Genomic DNA, 18,994 nt, shown 5'->3' on the forward strand with positions numbered 1-18,994 from the left:
GGAGGGATCAGCGCGGCGTCCAGGGCAGCGAGGATAGGCGCCGACCCATCCGCTTGTCGTCCCCGGCGTCGCGCAGCGACGGGAAGGGGATCCATCGCCGCCGCAAATGCTTGTCGAGCGCGACGCTATTCTAATGTCCAGCGGGAAAGCCGAGCTCCGTATAGATCCGCCGGCAGTATTCGCCGAAGTTCTCATGCGTCTTCAAGGCGACGGTGCGTTCGCCGGGAAACGTAATCGGAAAATAATCCGCCATGCGGGCAGGGCCTGCCGTCAGCACGGCGCAGTGGGTTCCCAGGAACACCGCCTCCTGGATGCTGTGAGTAACGAAGATAATCGTCTTGCCGCTCTCGCCCCAGATGCGCAGCATCTCGATGTGCATGTGCTCCCGCGTCATGGCGTCGAGCGCGCCGAACGGCTCGTCCATGAGGATGAGCTTCGGGTCATGGATCAAGGCGCGGGCGATGGCTGCGCGCTGCTGCATGCCGCCTGAGAGTTCCTGCGGATATTTCTCCGCGAACCCGCCGAGGCCGACCATCGCGAGGAGGTGCTTCGCCCGTTCGCGCGCCTCGCGCATCGGCAGGCCAACGATTTCCGCCGGCAGGAGCACGTTGTCCATGATGGTGCGCCACTTCAGAAGCAACGCCTGCTGGAACACCATGCCGACGTCACGCCCGGGGTTGAACGGCGTGCCCGCGTTGCCGATCGCGACCGTGCCGCCATCGGCCGTATGCAGCCCGGCGAGGATCTTGAGCACTGTGGTTTTGCCGCAGCCCGAGGGGCCGACGAGAGACACCATCTCGCCCTCGGCGATATCCATGGTCACGTCCGAGACAGCGAGGAATTCCCGCGAGCCGGAGCCATAGACCTTGCGCACATTGCGCAGACTGATGAAGGGCGCTCCGCTCATGCCAGCCACCGTTCGAGATTGGCCCGGACGAAGTCGTCGTCGCCGAGATCGGCATGCTCCACGCGCACACGGTCGATCTCGGCCTTCTGGCCCGGCCCGAGGCCCTCCTCGGGGTCGAGGCACCAGATGCCTTCGAGCAGGCCCTGCAGGCGCAGGATCTCATGGCAGCCGGCAATGCAGCCGTGGAAATTGTTGGCGACGTCGAAGAAGGCGGCGTTGCAATCCGTGACGCGCGCGTCGAGCGCCAGGAGATCGGCATCGACATGGCCGGCGTCGCGCGCCGCGCGACAGCGCTTCATCAGTTCCACGGCCTTCGATGTCCAGACCGACCAATGCCCGAGCAGGCCGCCGCGGAAGCGCACCCGCGCCGTCTCGCCGTTGCCGCGACGCACGTCGAAGGGCGTCACCAGATCGAGCACGATGTGGTCGTCATTGCCGGTATAGAGCGTCACGCGATCCTCGGCGCGGGCGAGCGCGACGCCGCGCGCGACATCGAGCGTGCGATAGCGGTGGAAGGGCGCCACCTTGATCGCCACCACATTGTCGATCGCCGCGAAGCGCTGCCAGAAATCGACGCCGAGCGTCATGCCGCCGACGGCGCTTTGCAGATAGAAGCCGATAAGCGGGATTTCCCGCGACACGGCCTCGCAATGGGCGATCAGCGCATCGACGCTCTCGCCCTTCATGGCGGCGAGGCTGAGGAGGCCCGCGTGGTAGCCGTTGGCGACGGCGATCTTCGCCTCGCGGATCGCCTGTTCGGTCGCGCCGCACAACCCGGCCACCATGACCAGAGGCCGGTCCGTCCAGGCCCGCGCCGTCTCGGCTGCAAGCTTCAGCACCGGCTCGTAGAGCCCGACATCGCGGATGGCGAATTGCGTGGTGTGCACGCCAACCGCAAGTCCACCGACGCCAGCATCGAGATAATAGCGCGTCAGGGCGCGCTGGCGGCGCTCGTCGAGCTGGCGCGCGGCGTCGAGTGCCAGCGGATGCGCCGGGATGACGGCCCCTTCACGCAGAAGGCCAAGAACATCCGGGCTCAGGTCCGTGTGATGCAATCCCATGATTCAGCCTCTTGCTTCAGCCTCTGCAACAGTTCATCGCGCCCTTTCGGCGCAGTCTTCAGCCGTATTCGGGCCCGGCTCCGGCCATGAATTCACTGCCAAAACCTGCGAGATCCTGCGCCCCGCGCACCATGCGCAGGAACGGGCGCTCCTCGATGAAGCCACGCGCGATGAGATGCGCGCGAAGGGCCTCGCGGCCCGCCGCAAGATCGATCACCAGTTCGCCGGGCTCGCCGGCCAGAATGCTGTCGACCAGCGCCGACGCACGCGCCTCGTCGGTCGCGAGGATCGGGCCGAGCTGGCGCGCCTTGCGGCCGTCGCGCAGGAGCGCAATCGCCTCGCCCTGCTGATGGAGCCGCGAGCCCGCGCGGCCGACCATCTCGTTCAGGACCGCCGCGCGGCTGAAACCGAAGACGGCCTCGTCAGCCGCGACGAGGGTGGCGACATCCCCCTCCCCGCTCCCACTCCGCGCAAGGTCCGGCGGCACAATCACCGGCTTGACACTCGCGAGCTTGCGGCGCAGGCGCACCAGATCGCCCGCCGGCCGAAAGCCGAGCTGTTCATAAACCGTGGCGCCCGCCGGCGTCGCATCGAGCCAGCAGGTCAGGGAGCGTTCGTCGGCAACCGCGAGGCAGCGCATCATCAGCGCCGTCGCCAGTCCCCGGCGACGCCAGTCCGCATGGACGAGCACGAGGCTGATCCAGGCTGCCGGCGGATAAGGTAGGAGCGCCGCCGTGGCGACAACCCGGCCATCAGGTGTACGTGCCGCGAAGACATCGGCCATCGCGAGGAACAGGCGCCAGTCATCCGCCGTCTGGTTCCAGCCGGCGGCATCGGAGAGGGCAAGCCCTGCCGCCTCCTCGCCTGGCTTGAGGCGACCGAGGCTGATCCCGTCTTCGGCTATGGCCTCAGTAGCGCCCATCCCGCACCTCGAACTTGGTCGGCTTGCCGTGGCTCGGCATTTCGCGCGCCACCCAGTCTGCCGTCCACTCGATCATCTGCGCCGTTGAGACGACAGGCTCACCGAACAGGCTGACCGCGAGTGAGGTATCGGTAAGCCACGCCGTGGGCGCTTCCGTGCCGGTGATGACCGGAGCCTTGCCGAGCCGCTCGCCCATGCGGACCGCGAGATCGCGCACCGCCAGGATCTCGGAGCCGCTGACATTGATCGGGCTCGTCGGCGTGGTGCAGTGCTTCAGGCAACGCAGCGCCTGCGCGGAGGCATCGCCCTGCCAGATCACATTGACATGGCCCATGGTGACATCGATGGGCTTGCCGGCGAGGACCTTGGAGGCGATGTCGTGCAGCACGCCGTAGCGCATGTCGATGGCGTAATTCAGCCGGAAGAGACGGCCCGGCGTCCCGAACTTCCCCGAGAAATACTCGAAGAAGCGCTCGCGGCCCACGCAGGACTGGGCATATTCGCCCGGCGGATCGGCCGCGACGCTTTCATCGGCGCCGCGCCCGTCTACGGGCACGAAGGGATAGACGCAGCCCGTCGAGAAGGCGACGATGCGCGAGGCGCGGAAAGCCTGTGCCACGATGCCCGGAACATGGACATTCATCGCCCAGGTCAGGCCGAGATCGCCCTCGGCGCCGAACTTGCGCCCCGCCATGAAGATGATGTTCTCGACCTTGGGCAGCGCCGCGACCGCCGCCTCGTCGAGCAGGTCGCAGACGATGGTCTCGATCCCGCGCGCCTCCAGGGCCTCTTTCAGGCCCGGCTCCGAGAAACGCGCCACGCCGATGACGCGCTTGTGCGGCGCGGCCGCCTTGGCGAGACCGGCGACCGTCGGCCCCATCTTGCCCCCGACGCCGACGATCATGATGTCGCCATCAATGGCGGCAAGATCGTCGATCAGGGCCTGCGAGGGCAGGCACAGCAGATCGTCGAGCTCCGCGATCGAGGTGATGCGCGCAGGCAGGGATGCCGCGGTGAGCACTGACGGGGTCGATGTCATGTGGACCTCTTTGGACCGCTTGGGACCTTATTGAACGCGGACGTCCTTGACGATGACCAGACGCTCCAGGAGGAGCACGAGGCCATAGAGCAGGATGCCGAGAAGCGTGAGAAGGATGACGGCCATCAGCATGGCCGGCGTATCGAGCGAAGACTGCACCTGGATCATCAGGTAGCCGAGGCCGCGCTCGGAGGCGATGAACTCACCGACGACCGCACCCGCAACAGCGAGAATGGCGCCGACCTTCATGCCGGAAAACACGTAGGGCAGCGCGCCGGGTAGCTGGATCTTGCGAAAGAGCTGCCAGCGCGTGCCTTTGAGCGAGCGCACCAGATCGAGCAGGTCGGGATCGACCTCGCCAAGACCACGTGCCGTCGTCAGGAGGATGGGAAAGAAGCAGATGCTGAAGGCGATCAGAATATTCGGTATGATCCCATAGCTGAACCACACGATGAACAGCGGTCCAAGCGCCACTTTCGGAATCATGTTCAAGGTCACGAACAGCGGCAGGAAGATAAGCGCCAGCCAGCGCGACCATGAAAACAGAAGAGCAAGTGTCACACCAATGATGACGCCGAGGCCATAACCGCCGAAAATCTCGGCCGCCGTGACAAGCGTATTGGAAACCCAGGCATACTGGTCTGAGCCGAGCGTCGCCAGAGTAGCGGCTGGGGACGGCAGGATGAAGGCCGGTATCGCGAACCAATCCACCGCCCATTGCCACAGCAAGAGCACAGCGAGATGCGCGGCGACAATCACGCCCGCCCGGCTCAACGATCGCCAGCGCGCCGCAGAGATCTCAGCGGATTGATCGCGGATGACAGGGATAGATTGCTCCGACACCGTTCCCGCTCCTTTCAGGATTGCCGGGAGGCTAGAGCAATGTCGATCACAAATCAACCAACTAGTTGATTATTTGATGAGGATGGAGCTCATCACAAGGTCGACTATATGGCGGCGCCGGGCCTTTACCGCCGCCTGTGCCATCAAGTCTTTCTTGAAAATGGCGGAAAGCGTCGGCGCATTGGAGAAGTAGAAATAGCCGAGGCCCGCAATCGAGATATAGAGCTGCATCGGGTCGATGCCAGGCCGGAAAACGCCCTCCCTGGTCCCCTTTTCCAGGGTCTCGGCGATCAGCGCGACGAACGGCGAATGCATCTCCGGCAGCATGGCGGACGCCTTCACGTGGCTGGCGCCATGGCGGTTCTCGTCATTGAGCAGCGCCACGAAATCGGGATGATCCTTGAGATGGTCGAAGGAGGTCTCGATCAGGCGTTTGATGGCCTTTTCCGGCGCCAGCCCGCGCAGATTGAGCGTGCGTTCCTGTGCACGGATCTCATCATAGATCCATTCGAGCACAGCGAGATAGAGACCGTCCTTGTCACCGAAATAGTGATAGACGAGCTGCTTGTTGACCCCGGCGCGCGCGGCGATCTCGTCGACCCGCGCCCCGGCCAGTCCCTTCTGGGCGAACTCGACACGCGCGGCGGCCATCAGGGCCTGCCGGCTCGCCACGGGATCGCGTCGCGCGCGCGGCGGTCGAGTTCCCGCACTGATCACCTCGGTCATTACGGCCTCCTTCAGCCCCACGCCCCGCCGGCGAGCTTATCATTACATCGCACGCTACCAACCAACTGGTTGAAAAGTATTTGACGCCCGCCAACAGGGTTGGTAGCGATTTATGGATCGCGCGACAAGCACGATGGCAATGAGACCACGACCGCGGCACCAAGGATCTGGCAGCATCGCGCGTGCTGCGGGAATTGTCAGCCGCGCTGGCATATCGGACGCGTGCTTTGACGAACAGAGGGGAATTGTCATGAAGATTGTCCAGATGATCGGCACCGCCGCGCTGGCCTTGTCGGTCGCCAGTGGCGCAGCTCAAGCAGCCGAGAAGCTCAATCTTATTCTGAATTGGACACCGACTGCTGACCACGCGCCTTATTACTATGCGAAAGCGCAGGGCTGGTACGAGAAGGCCGGCATTGATCTCAACATTGAAGTCGGCAAGGGCTCAGGTGTCGCGGCGCAGAAGGTCGGCGCCGGGCAGTCGGAGCTCGGCATCGCCGATCTCGCCACGGCGATCGTCGCGCGGGGCAAGGGCGCCGACGTCGTCGCGGTCATGAGCGTCTACGCCAATACGCCGCAAGGCTTCTACTGGCTCAAGAGTTCGGGCATCAACGGCGCCAAGGACTTCCCGGGCCGCAAGATCGGCAACCCGCCGGGTGACGCCTCGCGCGTGATGTGGCCGGCGTTTGCCAAGGCGGCCGGCATCGACCCGAAGGCGGTCAGCTTCGTCAACATCACGCCGCAGGCCAAGATGCCGTCGCTGAAGAGCAAGGCGGTCGACATCATCAGCGATTTCTACAACGAGCATGACCTCAAGGTGCGCGAATTCGGCGACGACCTCGGCTATCTCTCGTGGAAGGAAGTTGGCCTCAATCCTTATGGCAATTCCATCATCGTCAATGGCGCCTATCTCGCCAAGAACGAGAAGGTCGTCGAGGACTTCGTCAAGGTGAGCCAGAAGGGTTTTGCCGCCTGCGTGGCCGATGTGAATCCCTGCCTCGACGCGCTTGTCGCCGCGACGTCCGGCCTCGACCGGCAGGTGCAGGCCAACCAGTGGGAGCGCATCAAGGAGATGATGACGGACGAGTTCACCGTCTCCAAGGGCCTTGGCTGGATCGACGCGGATCGCGCCAAGAAGGACTACGAACTGGTCTCCACGATGATCGGTCTCGACAAGCCCTTCGACGCCGCCGCCATTTCCACCACGAAGTTCCTCGATCCGTCGATCAAGATGGACGCGAGCAAGGTGAAGAAGCAGTAAGGCCCCGAGGCCTCAATACCCCGCCGTGCGATCGACAAGGCCGCGCGGCGGCTTGCCGTTTCTGAGCGCCTCGATCGCCTGTGCCACCTGCGCCGCGGCCGTCGCCGGCACCGTCCAGCTTGCGGCATGCGGCGTGACGGTCACCGCGGGATGGGTCCAGAACGGATGGTCCGGCGGCAGCGGCTCCTGCCGGAACACGTCGAGCGTTGCCCCCGCAAGATGCCCCTCGTCCAGGAGGGCGATGAGATCCGCTTCGACGAGATGCTCGCCCCGGCCCGCATTGATGAGATAGGCGCCTCGTGGCAAGCGGGAAAGGCGCGCGCGGTCGAGAAGGTCCTCCGTCGCGGCCGTCTGCGGCAAGAGCGAGACGAGAATGTCGCTCTGTGCGAGACAGGCGGACAAACCATCGTCACCGGAGAAGACGTCCACGCCTTCGACAGGGCGGCCGCGCCGGCTCCATCCGCTCACGGCATAGCCGAGCGACAGGAACTGCCGCGCGCAGGCCTGGCCGAGCTCCCCCATACCGAGAATGCCGATTCGCGCGGGGACGACATCGGGACGAGCCCAGCGGCGGTCGCGTTGATGGGCGGTCATCACCTCCCAGCGGCGATGGTGATGCAAGGCGGCGAGCACCACATATTGCACCATGTTGCGCGTCAGGGACGGGTCGATCATGCGGATGACCGGGAGGTTCGTCGGCACCGTGGGATCGGAGAGAATATGGTCGACGCCGGCGCCCAGCGAGAAGATGCCCTTGAGATTGGGGAAGCTCGCGATGACGCCCCGGTCGGCCGCCCATGTCAGGACGAATTCGACATCGTCGGCCGGCCCGGTCTCTGGCCAGACACGCACGTCGAGATCGGGGCATTCGTGGGCGAGCGCCTCCAGCCATGCGGCCACGGGCGCGGTCTTGCGGATGATGACGAGGCTCATGGTTTCTCCCCTGCCGCGGCGGACGGTTGCTTAAAGCGATCCGGGCGGAACGCCTCGACGGGTGTCGGACTGCGGCCATCACAAATCAGTTCGCAGAGCACCTCGCCAACGGCCGGCGCGATCTGGAAGCCACCTCCGCTGAACCCGAAGGCGTGGAAAAGGCCCGGCACGCCGGCGCTCTCCCCGATGAAGGGGCTCTTGTCGGCGGTGTAACCCTCGATCCCGGCCCAGATGCGGATGACGCGGGCGTGGCGCAAGGCCGGCAGAATGGCCGCGGCACGGCCGCCGATGCGCGCCAACGCGCTACTGTCGGGACGGGAGGCGCCATCGCCGCTCGCCACGCCGAAGCCGCCGCCCATCACGAGATTGCCGCGCTCGACCTGCCGTCCGTAGAAGCCGCCGCCCTCGACGCCGATATTGACGCTGACGATCGGCGGAAGCGGCTCGGTGACGAGAATGGTCGGGTAGTCGACACGCATGGGAATATGGTCATCCAGCGCCGCCGCGATCTCCGCCCCCCACGCGCCCGCCGCATTGACCAGCCGGCGGGCGCGCACCGTGACGGCCTCGCCGCACCGCAGCAGAAAGCCGTCGCCCGCGCGCGTGATGGCGGTCACCGGGCAACGCTCGATCACGGCGCAGCCGGCCTGCCGCGCCGCCCGCGCATAGGCGGCAGCGACGAGGCGCGGGTTGGCCTGGCCGTCGCCGGGACAGAGCGAGCCGCCGATGACTTCCGGCCCGAAGCAGGGATAACGGTCGCGGAACGCCCTGCCCTCCAGGATCTCCAACCCGAGGCCGAAATCCGCGACGCGCTCGGCATAGGCGGCCAGCGCGGCTAGATCGGCCTGGGAACGTGCCAGCTTGATGTGGCCCGACTGCAGATATTCCCCGTCGATGCCGATCCGTGTCTTGAGATCAGCCCAGATGGGATGCGCGCGTTGAGCAAGATAGAGTTGCGCCGGCGAGCGGCCCTGCCGGCGGACGCCGCCGAAATTGACGCCGCTAGCCCTGGCGCCGCCGAGATCGCGCTCCAGCATCACCACCGGCACGCCGCGCTGGCGGAGCGCAAGCGCGGTCGAGCTGCCGATCAGACCGGCACCGACGACCGCGACATCCGTATCGAGATGCGTCACGGCTTCGGCTCACCGAACACGAGGGGCATGAGCTCGAGAGGCATGGGCTTGATCGGCGCCTGGCCGCGCAGACGGCCGACCTCGCCGGGCGATCGCCCGCTGTGGTGAGCGAGGAGCGCGCGGGCCGCCGGCCCGCACATCCGCCCCTGGCAGCGCCCCATGCCGATGCGGGTCAGGGCCTTCAGCCGGTTGAGCTCGTCGACGCCGTTCTCCCCGCAGGCGGCGCGCAGGGCGCCGACCGTTATCTCCTCGCAGCGACAGAGAAGGACGTCATCGGCGAGCGCGAACTGTGCCACACGTGGCACCGGAAAAGCCCGCCTGATCCCGGCGCGAAACCGGCGCCAGCGCGAGACCCTGGCCTCAAGCGCGCCGGTGGCAGCGCCATCAACCGGGAGACCGGCGTCCTCGCACAGGGCCAGAGCCGCCCGCGGGCCGGCCGCCTCGGCGGCATCCGCACCGAGAACGCCCGCCCCGTCGCCCGCGATATAGACGCCCGCAACGGACGTGCGCCCGGCCGCGTCACGCTCCGGCAGGCTCTCGTGCTCCGCCTCGCTGTAGCTGAAGCGGCATCCCAGGAGATCGGAGATCTGGGTTTCCGAGCGCAGGCCGTAGCCGAGCGCAACGGCATCGCAGGCGACACGCGCATCGCCCGCCGCCGTGCGCCAGACAAGGCCTTCGACGCGCTCGGCGCCCTCGGCCGCTGTTGGGACCACGCCATGGACGATCCGGATGCCCCGCGCCCGCAGCCATGCGACGTAATAGAGGCCCTTCGCCAGGGTGGCTGGCCGGTACAGCATGGCCGGCGCCCCGGCGAGCTGGTCCGTGAAGCGCGCGCTGTCGAGAATGACGGCGATGCGCGCCCCGGCCTTGGCATATTGATAGGCGACGAGATAGAGCAGCGGCCCGGTGCCGACGAGCGCGACGGACTCGCCGATGGTGCAGCCTTGTGCCTTCAGCGCGATCTGCGCCCCGCCCATGCTGAAGACGCCCGGCAGCGTCCAGCCCTTGAAGGGATAGATGCGATCGGTCGCCCCGGTCGCCAGCACGAGATGGCTGAACGGAACCTCCGCCGGCCCGGCGTCGCCCATGACATGAAGTTCACCGGGCACGGCATTCCAGACGAGCGTCCGCGGGCGATAGTCGATCGCCGGGCGAAGCTCCTCGAATGTCCTGTGAAGCCGCTCGGCCTTATGCGCCTCGAACCCGTAGAGCGCCTTGCGACCGCGGCTGAAGGCGGCCGGGGGCTGGCGATAGATCTGGCCGCCCGCGCGGTCGCCTTCGTCGAGGACGACGGGACGCAGGCCGGCGGCGACAAGGGCTTCGGCGGCCCGGATGCCCGCTGGGCCGGCGCCGACGACGACGGGCCGGATCTCGCGGGATAGTTGGCCGGTCATGTCGCCGGTCCCCGTTCGATCACGAAAGCCATGCCGTCTTCCAGCAGCGTGGAGCAGGCCCGGACCGAGGGCCCGTCCACTGTCCGCAGCCAGCAATCCTGGCAGGCCCCCATGAGGCAGAAGCCCGCGCGCGGCTGATGGTCGAATTCCGACAGGCGCAGATGCCCGGCTAGCGTCAGGACGGCCGTCAGTACGGTATCGCCCGCCTTGCCCGTGAACCGCCGGCCATTGATGAAAAAGGCGATGGACGGCCGGTCCTGATCAACCGCGCGACGCATGGCGCCCCTCACCGGTTGCGACCGACGAAGGATCTATGCCGGAGCCGGGCACGCTGTAGAGCCTGTCGAGCATGGCCAGATAGCCCGAGACCTCAGCCTTGATCCGCGCGTCATCCCAGGCGAGCATGGATGCCATGGCCTCCGCCGCCGGCAAAGCCGCCGCCCGTCCCTGATCCGCCGACCAGGCGAGGCCCGTACGGCGTAGAAGGACATCCTCAAGCGTCCGGGCCTGCTCGACGCCGACCGCGTGGCGGACGTCGGCGAGCGTGGCCGACCCCTCGGGATCGAGGCGCGCAGTGTTGGTATTCTCGGGGAAGTGCAGCGCGGCCCGCGACAGGATTCCGGGCTGGCCCGACGGCTTCGCGAAACGCGCGGCGGCGGCGACAAGATCCTGCCCCGTGGCGCGGTGCGCGCCGAGCGAGCCGTTGGTGAGCGCGAAAAGGCCTGGCAGCCCCTCCGCCGACAGGTCGTGGATCTTGCGATTGCGCGCGCCCATGGGCAGGCCCGGCTCGTAGGTCAACGGCCGCACGCCCGCCCAGGTGGACACGACGTCGTCCCGCGTGATGCCGAGTCCCGGCACCAGATGGTTGGTCTCGGCGAGCAGGAATTCGAGGTCGGCGGCATCGACAGCGATGGCGTCGCGATCGCCTTCGTAGAGCGTCTCCGTGGGGCCGAAGAAATGGAGGTCCCGCCAGGGCATGCAGTAGAACGGCCGCCCGGCGCGGGTCACGCCGGCAACGCCATGCCCCCGGCATTCCGGCGGCAGCTTCACGACGATATGCGCGCCCTTCGTCCCCGTGATCTTCGGCGATACGGCCTGGCCGGTCAGCGCATTGACGTCATCGACCCAGATGCCGGCGAGGTTGAGAACCACAGGCGCGGAAACCGTCGCCTTCTCGCCCATGGCAGCATCAGCCAGCGTCACATGATCAGCCAGCGTCACTTGCCACGTCTCGCCGTCGCGCTGGATACTGACCGCCGGCGTGTAATTACGCGCAATGCAGCCGAGCCGTTCGGCATCGCGCACCATGTCGACCGCCACACGCTCGGGCCAGTCGATCTGGTATTCGGTGTAGCAGGAGACGGCGCGCAGCTTGTCGAGATCCCGAAGCCACGGCACGAAAGGCTGCTCGGCGAGCGCCTTCTTCGCCGGCACGCGTTCGTAATCCAGCGGCACCCCGCCCTCGCCGAGGCTCCGCAGCAGGAGAAAGGCGCTGTCCACCTGCCACGGCGCATAGGGCCCGCCATGGTAGATGGGATAGTGCATGCGGATCTTGCGGACGCGCTCGGGCTGCGTCTTCACGAAATCGCTGCGCACCGCCATCGAGCGGCGCACCGTATTGACCGCCTTGATGAAACGATCGGGATGCCGGAGAAAAGTCGTCAATGGCCCGCCCGGCACGAGATAGCGCAAGCCACAGTGCAGGAGCCGGCTGGAGCGCGCCGTGCTGCCCGAGCCGAAGTCGCCTTTCTCGAACAGCGCGACCGAATAGCCCTGCGCGGCAGCCGCCTGGGCCGCCGCCGCGCCATTTATGCCGCCGCCGACGACGACGATGTCGAAGCGGCGGCGGTCCAGTGATGCCAGAGACAATCGCATGGTTCTATTCGGTCACTACATCATTCGACGTATGTTTTATTTACCAAAGCCCTGACCAAGTTTACTTCGTCAGCGTCGTCTGCTCGGTGATCAGCGGCCCGTAGGACAGCGAGCCATCGAGCTTGTAGCCATAGTCGAGGCCAGCGCGCCGCGCCCAGACCAGCTTCTGCTCGAACAGCGGCACCGCGCAGACATCGGCGATGATCTTGTCCTGCGCGGTCTTCCACAGCGCGATCTGCTTGGCCTGATCGACTTCATTGGCGGCCTCGTCGATCTCCTTGTCGGCGACCTTGCAATGCGAGAAGTTCGTCACGGCCGTCGGCGTACCGACCGCGCTGCGGGAATGATAGAATTCCTTCAGGTAATTCTCGGCCACGGGGAAGCGCGATGCGCCATAGACAACGATATCACTGAGGTTCTGACGGATCTGCTGATGGTAGGTGGCGTGTTCGACCACATCCATCTCGATGTCGATACCGACTTTCTTGAGCTGTGACTGCACGATCTGCGCCGGGCCGAGGCTGGTGACGTTCTGGCTGGCGATGACCTTCAGCTTCAGGCCGTTGCCGAAGCCGGCTTCCTTCAGGAGCTGCTTCGCCTTCTCGGGATCGTAGGCCGGCAGCTTGGCGTCCGGGTCGGCGCCGAGCGTCGCCGTCGGGAAGATCGTGGTCGGCGGCGTGGACACGAGGCGGCCCTTGAAGTCGACCACCTGCTGGGTGTCGATGGCATGGGCGATCGCCTGGCGGACGCGGATATCGTCAAGCGGCTTGTGCGTCATGTTGAGATAAGCCGTGCCCTGATAGGCAGGCTCCATCACGTCGAGCACCGTATCCTTCAGGCCCTTCATGCGTTCCGCCCACTTCTGGTCCTGCCGGCCATAGACCAGGTCGAGTTCACCGGACGTATAGGCGAGGTCACGGCTCGCATCGGAGCGAATATAGCGATAAATGATCTTGTCGATTTTGGGCGTGCCGCGGAAATAATCCTTGTGGGCCTTCAAGGTGACCGACTGGCTGGCCTTGTAGTCATCAAAAGCGAACGGGCCCGTGCCGACCGCCTTGGTGCGAAAATCGTCGCCATATTGCTCGACCGCCTTCTTGCTGACGATAAAGCCGCCTTGGAAGTTAACGAGGGAGTAGAGCAATGAAGACGATGGCTTCTTGAGCGTGATCTTCACGGTGAGGGGGTCGACGGCTTCGACACTCTCGATATTCGCGAAGTCGGAGGAGAACGAAGAACGCTTCGGGTCCGCCGCGCGTTGCAGCGAAAACACGACGTCATCGGCCGTCAGCGTGCCGAAATCACCGTGGAACTTGACGCCCTCGCGCAGCTTGAACGTCCAGACCTTCTTGTCGTCGGAAACCGTCCAGCTTTCGGCGAGATCGGGCTCGATATCGTCGAGACTCACCGAGCCGGGCTTGAAGCGCACGAGGCCGTCGAACATCCAGGCCAGCAGGATTTTTTCCTGCGTGGCGGCGCCACGGTGCGGATCGAGCGTGCCGAGATCGGACGCCGCCATGCCGACGGTGAGCACCTTGTCCTGCGCCAGCGCAGGCACGGCATGAAGAAGAGCTGTCGCGCTGATGGCCAGGCCGAGCGCGATGATCGCCGATTTAAAACGCATTATACCCACCCCTGTGAAGAACTAATCGCTGCTCAAAGGAACAGCGGCTACAACCCAAATAACTTCCGCTCTCGTCTGGCCGGGATTACGCCACCTGTGGGGCGCTTTACTGTGATAGCGAAAGCTATCGCCCGGATTGAGCATGAAGGCCTTGTCCTCGATCCAGAGTTCAAGCTGCCCCTCAAGAACAAGGCCGACCTGCTCGCCACGCTCAATCGTGAAGAGCTCCTCGCCCGTCGAGCCACCCGGCTCAATATAAGCGCGATAGACATTGATGCCCGCCGAAGGCTGCGGCGTGACGATCATCTTCTCGATGCCCTTCTCCGGGGCATTGAGCGAGGGATGACTGCCGGCGCGAGCAACGATGCCCTTCTCGTCGACGGTAGGCGCCTCGCCGAACTTCAGCAGCGTCTCGGACGGCACCTCCAGCGCATCGGCGATGAGTCGCAGCACCCTGACAGAGGGGGAACTGAGCCCCCGTTCGATCTGGCTGACGAGACCGACGGAGAGCCCGCACATCTGCGAAAGGCTGGAGATGGAAAGGCCACGCTTCTTCCGCGTCTGCCGAATCTGCTGCCCGAGCCACAGGTCGGCGACGCTACGCGCTTCATAAGTCGTCACTTTGCCTTCCATCTCCCAAGCCCGGAGCCGTCATTATGGTGAAACGCTCGCATTTGTGACTTCATCATTCAAGTGAAATTTTCATATTGACGATGACATCACCCGACCTCTAAGTTGGCCGCCATTCGCAGCTATCGGTGGTACATGCGCTCACGCTCCTTCCGCTCGCCTTGCGGCCGCGGTTGCCGCAATGCGGCGCCACGCCTCGGGGAAAGACGAGGCCCACATCCGTGTTGACCTTCATTCTCAAGCGGTTGCTTGTGGCCATTCCGACCCTGCTCGGCGTTTTGACCGTCGTGTTCTTCGTCGTGCGCGTGGCCCCGGGCGATCCCGCCATCGTTATTCTCGGCGAATCCGCCAGCGCCCAGGCACTGGCGACGCTGCGTGAGCAGCTCGGGCTGAACAAGCCGCTCATCGAGCAGTATTTTTCGTTCCTTGCGTCCGTGCTGCAGGGTGATCTTGGTCGTTCCATGATCAGCAACCAGCCGGTCCTCACGGAAGTCTGGCGCGTATTACCCTATACTTTCGAACTGACCGGCGCGGCACTCCTGATCGGTGTCATCTTCGGGGTTCCGCTTGGCGTGATTTCGGCGCGTTACCGCAACGGATGGGCCGACTATATCGTCCGTTTCTTCTCACTGCTTGGCCTGTCGTTCCCGGCGTTCATTTCCGCAATTCTTCTGCTCCTGGCCTTCGCCATAACGATCCCGCTCTTCCCGGTGATCGGCGAGGCGAGCTATGCCGATCCCGCGCAGCGGCTGCGGGCGCTGGTGCTGCCGGCGCTGAACCTCGGTCTGATCATGGTGGCCTATATCACCCGGGTCAGTCGCTCCAGCATGCTCGCCGTCATCAACCAGGACTACATCCGCACCGCACAAGCCAAGGGCGTGCCGCCGGGCATGGTCGTCGGCCGCCACGCCTTGCGCAACGCGCTGATCCCCATCGTCACCGTCATCGGCCTTTATCTCGGCGTGCTGATCGGCAATTCCGTCCTGACGGAGATCGTCTTCAACAGGCCGGGTCTCGGCAAGCTGATCGTCATCGCGCTCAACCAGCGCGACTATCCGACGCTGCAGGCTATGCTGGTGATCTATGCCGTCTTCATCGTCCTGGCCAACATCCTGACCGACCTCGTCTATGGCGTCATCGATCCGAGGGTTCGCAACAAATGAGCGCAGTTCCCGAGATCCGCAGGTCGGCCAGCAGCAAGGTCTGGCGCTGGGTCCGCCGTAACAAGGCGGCCTCGCTCGGCGCGGCCATCATGGTCATCGTGACGCTCGCCGCCATTTTGGCGCCCTGGATCGCTCCCTATGACCCGGACGAGCAGAACATCATCCTGAATCTGGGTCCCCCCACAGCCGAGCATTGGCTGGGTAACGACACCTATGGCCGCGACACGCTCTCGCGCATTATCTGGGGCGCGCGTGTCTCGCTCTTCGTCAGCCTCACATCAATCGCGCTGGCGATGGTCATCGGCGGCGCCTTTGGGGTGGTGGCCGGCTATTTCGGCGGTCGCACCGACCGCATCATCATGGCCTGTATGGACATCCTCTTGTCCTTCCCGAGCCTCGTAATGGGCCTGCTCGTCGTCGCCGTGCTCGGCCCGACGATGCTGAACCTCATCATCGCGATCGCCTTCACCGCCATCGCGCCCTTCGCGCGCATCGCCCGCGCGCCGACCCTGTCGATCAAGAACCGCGAATTCGTCGAGGCAGGCCGCACCATCGGCTTCTCCGACTTCAGGATCATGGTGCGATACATCATTCCGAACATCGCCGACGAGGTCGTCGTGCTCGGCACCCTGTGGCTCGCCACGGCCGTGCGCACGGAAGCCTCGCTCTCCTTCATCGGGCTCGGCGTGCGTCCGCCCACGCCGACCTGGGGCGGCATGATCCGCGACGGCTTCGAGAACATGCTCGACGCGCCTTGGCTCGTCATCTTCCCGAGCATCGCGATCCTCATCGTCATGATCGCGCTGAACCTGCTCGGGGATGGCCTGCGCGACGCGACCGACCCGCGCCTGCGCCACGAGTGAGTGAGCGCCAGCTTGGTGTGGAGGGAGTGAGACTGCGATGACAGCACCGGCCATCGCTGAAGGCTTCGCGCGATTCGTGCACGATCTCGCGCCGCCGGCCGTGCCGGCCGCCGTGAGCGAGCGGGCACGTCATCTCATTCTGGACGGCATCGGCACCGCCCTGGCTGCGAATGCGCGCGGCATGGGCGATGCGTTCATCGCGGCACTCGCGCCCTTGAGCGCGGGCGGCACATGCCCTGTCATCGGCAGGGCCGAGCGGTTTGGGCCACGCGACGCGGCGCTCCTGAACGGCCTCCTGATCCACAGCCTAGAGTTTGACGACACCCATATGGGGGCCGTCCTGCATCCCACCGCCACCGCCTTCGCGGCCGCCCTGGCAGCGGCAGAGATGACCGACGCGGCGGATGAGGCCATCGTCATCGCGTATATCGCCGGGCTCGAATGCGGCACGCGCATCGGCGCGCTGGCGCCGGGCCTCTTCCAGGCGGCAGGCTTCCACCCGACCGGCGTGGTGGGCGTTTTTGCCGCTGCACTCGCCGCCGGCAAACTGCTCGGGCTGACGATCCCGCAATTGGTGGACGCGCAGGGGCTGGCGCTGTCGATGGCGTCCGGTTCCATGCAGTTTCTGCAAGGCGGTGGCGTCGGCAAGCGCTTCCATGCCGGCTGGGCCGCGCAATGCGGTCTCCTCGCCGCCTCCATGGCGCGCGAAGGCATCGGCGGCGCGAAAGAAGCGTTCGGGGGGCAGCACGGTCTGTTTGCCAGCTTCACGCGCCAGCCGATGCCAATGGAGAGGGCTGCGGCAGCCCTGGCAACGCTTGGCGGCACATGGGAGACCCTGGCCGTCGCGGTGAAGCCATACCCGGCGGCCTATTACACCCATGCCTGCATCGAAGCGGCGATCGAGCTGGCTCTCGCCAATGCGATCGACGTCACCACCATCGCCCGCGTCGAGGCTCGCGTGCCCCCGCCAGTCCTGCCGAAGATCGCCGAGCCCCATGCGGCAAAGGCGCAACCTGGCGATGTCTCAGCCGCGCAATTCGCGCTGCCTTTCCTGGTTGCCGCGGCCCTCAAGGCACGCCATTTCGGGCTCGGTGAGCTGACGCCGCAAACCCTCGCGGACCCGGCTATTCTCGATCTCGCCAGACGCGTCACATGCACGGGAGACGCCACGCTGGACTTTCCGCGCTATTACGGCGGCGAGGTCGCGATCTCGCTCAACGACGGCCGCGTCTTGACGCATCGCGTCGCCATCAACCTCGGATCCGAGGACCGGCCTGTCGGGAAGGACTTCATCCTGGCGAAATTCGCGAGCAACTGCCAGCTGGCCGGTCAGCCTGAAGACGACGCAGTCGTAGCCCGTCTCGGCCATGACGTCCGAGGACTTGTGGCGGCGACCGGGGCGCGAGTCCCGGCTTGAGATGCCAACAGGCTTCAGCCATCCCGGCCGACTGCGCCATCGGCCACAGCCATGATGATGGACCGCATCAGGCCATTGAGCTGATCCCGATAGCCCGTGCGGGCGGAAGGGTTGCCCTCATCCGAGGTCATCACCACGGTGAGGTCGAGCGCCGGCGCGACATAGAGCATCTGTCCCCCATACCCCCAGGCATAGCGAACATCCTGCCCCGCCATCTGGCGCAGGAACCAGCCATAGCCATAGGCGTCGCCCGTGAAGCGTGATGCCGTTCGCGGCTTCCAGGACTCGTCGACCCAGCTTTCGGAGATCACGGTCTCACCGGCGCGATTGCGCCCGCGATTGCGGTAGAGCTCGCCAAAGGCCAGCAATGCGCGCGGCGTCATCGCCATCTGGTTGCCGCCGAGATAGATGCCCTGCGGGTCACGCGCCCAGGAGGCAATGGCGAACCCCTCCACGGGCTTCATCCAGTCCTGCGCGAGCGCAAGCGTGGAGCGCCCCGTCACCCGCGTGAGGATGGCTGATAGGAGATGCGTCGAGCCGGTGGAGTACAGCATGGCGCCGCCGGGTTCGTCATCGAAATCCTGCTCCAGTGCATAGCGCACCCAGTTCCGGCTCGCGACCCAGCGCCCATAGTTGGGGCCGGAGGTGCGGCCAAGACCGGCTTGCATCGACAACAAATGGCCGACGGTCACCCGCTCCAGGCGCGGGTCAGGATTATCCGGCAGATCCCGCTTGAGCAGCGGAGCGATTGGCTGGTCCGGTCCGTCAAGGACGCGCCTGTCGATGGCGATGCCGACGAGAGCGGACATCACCGATTTGGAGGCAGATTTGATATTGGTGGGGCGTGCCGGAGAATGGCCGCGGTAGCCGCGCTCGGCCAAGATTTCGCCCCGCTGAGCGACGATCAGCGTTTCCAGCGCTTCGAGTTCACCGGCTTTGTCCAACAGCTCGCTCAGCACGACATCGCGGGGTCGTGCGACGTAGGGGCCCGCCTGACGGGGCGGCATGTCAGGTCCTGGAGGTGAAACCGGCGCCGCCGGTTCGGCCCGGGCGCGCGAGGCGGCGGCAAGAGCGAAGGCGGAGGCGAGAAACATCCTGCGGTGCATGAGCCTCGATTGACGGGTCATTTATGGCGAAATCGTGTGATCGGGCTCCCTTCGCCGACGGGCTCACGCCAAGTTGAGGAGCAGCCTGTCGAGCCGT

18 protein-coding genes are annotated in these 18,994 nt (G+C 65.6%); 4 read left to right on the plus strand and 14 right to left on the minus strand.

Going from position 1 to position 18,994, the window contains the following annotated elements:
- Positions 1–130 precede the first annotated feature (130 nt).
- The 6 genes from KIO76_RS02700 to KIO76_RS02725 all read right to left on the minus strand — a co-directional run bounded on the left by KIO76_RS02700 (position 131) and on the right by KIO76_RS02725 (position 5,498).
- The gene (locus tag KIO76_RS02700) at positions 131–907 is read right to left on the minus strand and encodes an ABC transporter ATP-binding protein (protein ID WP_213321342.1); all 777 of its coding nucleotides are present in this window, start codon (positions 905–907) and stop codon (positions 131–133) included.
- Complete coding sequence (locus KIO76_RS02705; protein WP_249729455.1) at positions 904–1,968, minus strand: dihydrodipicolinate synthase family protein; 1,065 nt, start codon at positions 1,966–1,968, stop codon at positions 904–906. Before KIO76_RS02705 ends, KIO76_RS02700 begins: the two co-directional genes overlap by 4 nt.
- A 58-nt stretch (positions 1,969–2,026) precedes the next feature.
- Complete coding sequence (locus KIO76_RS02710; protein WP_213321343.1) at positions 2,027–2,890, minus strand: GNAT family N-acetyltransferase; 864 nt, start codon at positions 2,888–2,890, stop codon at positions 2,027–2,029.
- Positions 2,877–3,929, minus strand: a complete 1,053-nt coding sequence (locus KIO76_RS02715) for an NAD-dependent epimerase/dehydratase family protein (protein WP_213321344.1) — start codon at positions 3,927–3,929, stop codon at positions 2,877–2,879. The genes KIO76_RS02710 and KIO76_RS02715 overlap by 14 nt, the downstream gene beginning before the upstream one ends.
- A gap of 27 nt (positions 3,930–3,956) precedes the next feature.
- Positions 3,957–4,727, minus strand: coding sequence for an ABC transporter permease (locus KIO76_RS02720; RefSeq protein ID WP_213324975.1), 771 nt, complete (start codon positions 4,725–4,727; stop codon positions 3,957–3,959).
- 114 nt (positions 4,728–4,841) lie between these two features.
- Complete coding sequence (locus KIO76_RS02725; protein WP_213321345.1) at positions 4,842–5,498, minus strand: TetR family transcriptional regulator; 657 nt, start codon at positions 5,496–5,498, stop codon at positions 4,842–4,844.
- A 250-nt stretch (positions 5,499–5,748) separates the two neighbouring features.
- Between KIO76_RS02725 and KIO76_RS02730 the strand changes: the two genes are divergently transcribed.
- Complete coding sequence (locus KIO76_RS02730; RefSeq protein ID WP_213321346.1) at positions 5,749–6,759, plus strand: ABC transporter substrate-binding protein; 1,011 nt, start codon at positions 5,749–5,751, stop codon at positions 6,757–6,759.
- A gap of 12 nt (positions 6,760–6,771) precedes the next feature.
- Here the strand turns inward: KIO76_RS02730 and KIO76_RS02735 are convergent, their stop codons facing one another.
- The 7 genes from KIO76_RS02735 to KIO76_RS02765 form a co-directional block, all read right to left on the minus strand.
- Positions 6,772–7,692, minus strand: a complete 921-nt coding sequence (locus KIO76_RS02735) for a 2-hydroxyacid dehydrogenase (RefSeq protein WP_213321347.1) — start codon at positions 7,690–7,692, stop codon at positions 6,772–6,774.
- The gene (locus KIO76_RS02740; RefSeq protein ID WP_213321348.1) at positions 7,689–8,825 is read right to left on the minus strand and encodes an NAD(P)/FAD-dependent oxidoreductase; all 1,137 of its coding nucleotides are present in this window, start codon (positions 8,823–8,825) and stop codon (positions 7,689–7,691) included. The genes KIO76_RS02735 and KIO76_RS02740 overlap by 4 nt, the downstream gene beginning before the upstream one ends.
- A complete protein-coding gene (locus tag KIO76_RS02745; protein ID WP_213321349.1) occupies positions 8,822–10,219 on the minus strand; it encodes an NAD(P)/FAD-dependent oxidoreductase in 1,398 nt (465 codons plus the stop codon). Before KIO76_RS02745 ends, KIO76_RS02740 begins: the two co-directional genes overlap by 4 nt.
- Positions 10,216–10,497 (minus strand): (2Fe-2S)-binding protein, encoded by a 282-nt coding sequence (locus KIO76_RS02750; protein WP_213321350.1) that lies wholly within the window; start codon positions 10,495–10,497, stop codon positions 10,216–10,218. Before KIO76_RS02750 ends, KIO76_RS02745 begins: the two co-directional genes overlap by 4 nt.
- On the minus strand, positions 10,481–12,094 hold the full coding sequence (locus KIO76_RS02755; protein ID WP_213321351.1) for an FAD-dependent oxidoreductase: 1,614 nt from the start codon (positions 12,092–12,094) through the stop codon (positions 10,481–10,483). Before KIO76_RS02755 ends, KIO76_RS02750 begins: the two co-directional genes overlap by 17 nt.
- 61 nt (positions 12,095–12,155) lie before the next feature.
- Complete coding sequence (locus KIO76_RS02760; protein ID WP_213321352.1) at positions 12,156–13,718, minus strand: ABC transporter substrate-binding protein; 1,563 nt, start codon at positions 13,716–13,718, stop codon at positions 12,156–12,158.
- Positions 13,719–13,739: 21 nt separating this feature from the next.
- Positions 13,740–14,339, minus strand: a complete 600-nt coding sequence (locus KIO76_RS02765) for a helix-turn-helix domain-containing protein (RefSeq protein ID WP_213321353.1) — start codon at positions 14,337–14,339, stop codon at positions 13,740–13,742.
- Between the two features lie 230 nt (positions 14,340–14,569).
- On the opposite strand from KIO76_RS02765, the gene KIO76_RS02770 reads away from it, so the two are divergent.
- Genes KIO76_RS02770 through KIO76_RS02780 form a run of 3 tightly spaced genes read left to right on the plus strand, consistent with a single transcriptional unit; the run spans position 14,570 to position 17,791 of the window.
- The gene (locus tag KIO76_RS02770; protein ID WP_213321354.1) at positions 14,570–15,511 is read left to right on the plus strand and encodes an ABC transporter permease; all 942 of its coding nucleotides are present in this window, start codon (positions 14,570–14,572) and stop codon (positions 15,509–15,511) included.
- The gene (locus KIO76_RS02775) at positions 15,508–16,374 is read left to right on the plus strand and encodes an ABC transporter permease (RefSeq protein ID WP_213321355.1); all 867 of its coding nucleotides are present in this window, start codon (positions 15,508–15,510) and stop codon (positions 16,372–16,374) included. The genes KIO76_RS02770 and KIO76_RS02775 overlap by 4 nt, the downstream gene beginning before the upstream one ends.
- A gap of 37 nt (positions 16,375–16,411) precedes the next feature.
- The gene (locus tag KIO76_RS02780) at positions 16,412–17,791 is read left to right on the plus strand and encodes an MmgE/PrpD family protein (RefSeq protein WP_213321356.1); all 1,380 of its coding nucleotides are present in this window, start codon (positions 16,412–16,414) and stop codon (positions 17,789–17,791) included.
- 14 nt (positions 17,792–17,805) lie between these two features.
- Here the strand turns inward: KIO76_RS02780 and KIO76_RS02785 are convergent, their stop codons facing one another.
- Positions 17,806–18,918, minus strand: a complete 1,113-nt coding sequence (locus KIO76_RS02785) for a serine hydrolase domain-containing protein (RefSeq protein WP_502761831.1) — start codon at positions 18,916–18,918, stop codon at positions 17,806–17,808.
- Positions 18,919–18,994 lie beyond the last annotated feature (76 nt).

The organism is Chelatococcus sp. YT9 (assembly GCF_018398315.1).
Classification (GTDB): Bacteria; Pseudomonadota; Alphaproteobacteria; order Rhizobiales; family Beijerinckiaceae; genus Chelatococcus.